Genomic DNA, 2,411 nt, shown 5'->3' on the forward strand with positions numbered 1-2,411 from the left:
GGTGCGGCGCGCGGCGGTGCGGCGCGCGGCGGTGCGGCGCGCGGCGGTGCGGCGCGCGGCGGTGCGGCGCGCGGCGGTGCGGCGCGCGGCGGTGCGGCGCGCGGCGGTGCGGCGCGCGGCGGTGCGGCGCGCGGCGGTGCGGCGCGCGGCGGTGCGGCGCGCGGCGGTGCGGCGCGCGGCGGTGCGGCGCGCGGCGGGCCTGTTCGACATGGCCGTCGTCGGCACGGCCCTGGACCCCCCGAGGCCGCGCCGCCGGAACGTCCGGGTCGGGCAGCGGGCCGCGGTGCCCCTGGCGCCGGTGCCGCCGTGGTGTGGATCCTGGCTGGAGCACGCGCCGTACGGGCCCCGGCACGGGGCACCCGCCGTCGCGGGCCGCAGATGCTGAGGAGAGGACCCATGGTGACGAGACCGGCGGTGGCGGAGGGCCTGTGGACCTGGACGCCCGGCCGTGGCCTGGCCCCGGCCCCGGAGCGGACGGCCGGGGGGCGGTTGCTCGTCGCGGACTCCTGGCTGCTGCGCGAGGGCCGGGTGCGGGCCTACGCCCGGCACCGGGAGCGGTTCTCGCGGTCCTGCGGTGACTGCGGCGGGCCGGAACCGCGCCGGCTGACGGCCTTCTGGCAGGACGTGACCGCTGCCCTGCCGAGAACCGGGGAGTGGTTCCCCCGGGTGGAACTCGCGGCCGGGTCCCTGGAGCTGCGGCTGCTGCTGCGCCCCGCTCCGCCGCTGGGTACAGGGGTGCGTCTGTGGGCGGCGGGCCAGTCCGATCCGCGGACGGCGCCCCGGCGCAAGGGCCCGGACCTCGACACCCTGGCCCAGGTGCGTCGCCGGGCCACCGGCGAGGGCGCCCAGGAGGCGGTGCTGATCGCCCGCTCGGGCACGGTCCTGGAGTCGGCCACGGCCGGCATCCTGTGGTGGGAGGACGACACCCTGTGCCTGCCCCCGCCGCGGCTGCCCGTCCTGCCGAGCGTGACGGCCGGGCTGGTGCAGGAGCGGGCGCTGCGCTCCGGGCTGCGGATCGCGCACCGCGAGCGAACCGTGGCGGAGCTGGACGGCCGTGAGGTGTGGCTGGTGAACGCGCTGCACGGCATCCGGCCCGTGACGGGCTGGGTCGGACGGCCGATGCGGGTGCCGCCGGCGGAACGGGCCGGTGAATGGCGCACGTGGCTGGACAGCCTTATGGAGCCGCTTCCGGCCGACTGAACCGGAGGAGAAGAGCGACGCCGGGCCGCATGCGAACCGGCGCTTTTCCGGTGCCTTGTTCAGCCTTTCGGGACCAGGCGCGCCGCTGTCGCGATCCGGTTGCCGGCGTTGACCCTCGGGTGAATTCGAGCGGTTATCCGGGCAGTACGGCGGACAGCGCGTCCAGTGCCCCCGACCAGGCGTGGTCCGGCGGCGTGCCGTAGCCGACGACCAAGGCGTCGACGGGCCCGGACCGCGCGGCGGGGTGGGTGTAGCGGGCGAGTCCGTGGAGGGCGAGGCCCCGCCAGTTCGCCGCCTGGACCACCGACTGCTCGGTGCCCGGGGGCAGGCGCAGCAGGACGTGCAGACCGGCCGCGATGCCGGTGACGCGGGCCTCGGGGGCCCGGGCCGTGACGGCGGCGACCAGGGCGTCCCGGCGGCGCCGGTACCGCAGGCGGGACGCGCGCACGTGCCGGTCGTAGGCGCCGGAGGTGAGGAACTCGGCCAGGGTCAGCTGGTCCAGCACCCCGCAGGTGTCGACGCCGCCCTTCGCCGCTGCGACCTCGTCGGCGAGACCCGGCGGCAGCACCATCCAGGCCAGCCGCAGCCCGGGCGCGAGGGACTTGCTCGCGGTGCCCAGATGGACCACCCGGTCGGGGTCAAGGCCCTGGAGCGCGCCGACGGGCTGCCGGTCGTAGCGGAACTCCCCGTCGTAGTCGTCCTCCAGCACAAGACCGCCGGTGCGCCGGGCCCAGTCCACGACGGCCGTGCGGCGGTCGCGGTGCAGGGACACGCCCATGGGGAACTGGTGGGCCGGGGTGAGCAGCAGCGCGTCGGCGCCTGAGAGGGCGCCCGGGTCCGTGCCCAGCCGGTCGAAGGGCAGCGGGGCGGTGTCCAGGCCGGAGCCGGCCAGGATCCTCCGGTGCACGTCGAGACCGTACGACTCGACCGCGACCGTCCGTGCTCCGCGCGCCCTCAGGACCGTGCCGAGCAGCTTCAGGCCGTGCGCGAACCCGGCGCACACCACGATGTGTTCGGGGCCGGTGCGGACGCCCCGGGCCCGGGAGAGGTAGGCGGCGAGCGCGGCCCGCAGCTCGGGGCGGCCTCGGGGGTCGCCGTAGTCGAGCGCGTGGTGCGGGGCCGCGGTGAGGGCGCGGCGGGCGGCCTTGAGCCAGGCCGTGCGCGGGAAGGACGCGAGGTCGGGGCTGCCGGGGCGCAGGTCGTAGGCCGGG

At 78.0% G+C, this 2,411-nt stretch carries 2 protein-coding genes and 1 pseudogene; 2 read left to right on the forward strand and 1 reads right to left on the reverse strand.

Going from position 1 to position 2,411, the window contains the following annotated elements; translation table 11 throughout:
• Both GTY56_RS40230 and GTY56_RS00890 read left to right on the forward strand, forming a co-directional pair.
• A pseudogene (locus tag GTY56_RS40230) lies at positions 1 to 385 on the forward strand (hypothetical protein); the annotation flags it as partial.
• Between the two features lie 11 nt (positions 386 to 396).
• Complete coding sequence (locus GTY56_RS00890; protein ID WP_202509584.1) at positions 397 to 1,200, forward strand: aminotransferase class IV; 804 nt, start codon at positions 397 to 399, stop codon at positions 1,198 to 1,200.
• Between the two features lie 133 nt (positions 1,201 to 1,333).
• Here the strand turns inward: GTY56_RS00890 and GTY56_RS00895 are convergent.
• Positions 1,334 to 2,411, reverse strand: a 1,078-nt coding sequence (locus tag GTY56_RS00895; protein WP_161361493.1) for an aminotransferase-like domain-containing protein, incomplete at its 5' end; no start/stop codon positions are given.

This window comes from Streptomyces sp. SID5643 (genome assembly GCF_009872555.1).
GTDB classification, from domain to species: Bacteria; Actinomycetota; Actinomycetes; order Streptomycetales; family Streptomycetaceae; genus Streptomyces; species Streptomyces iakyrus.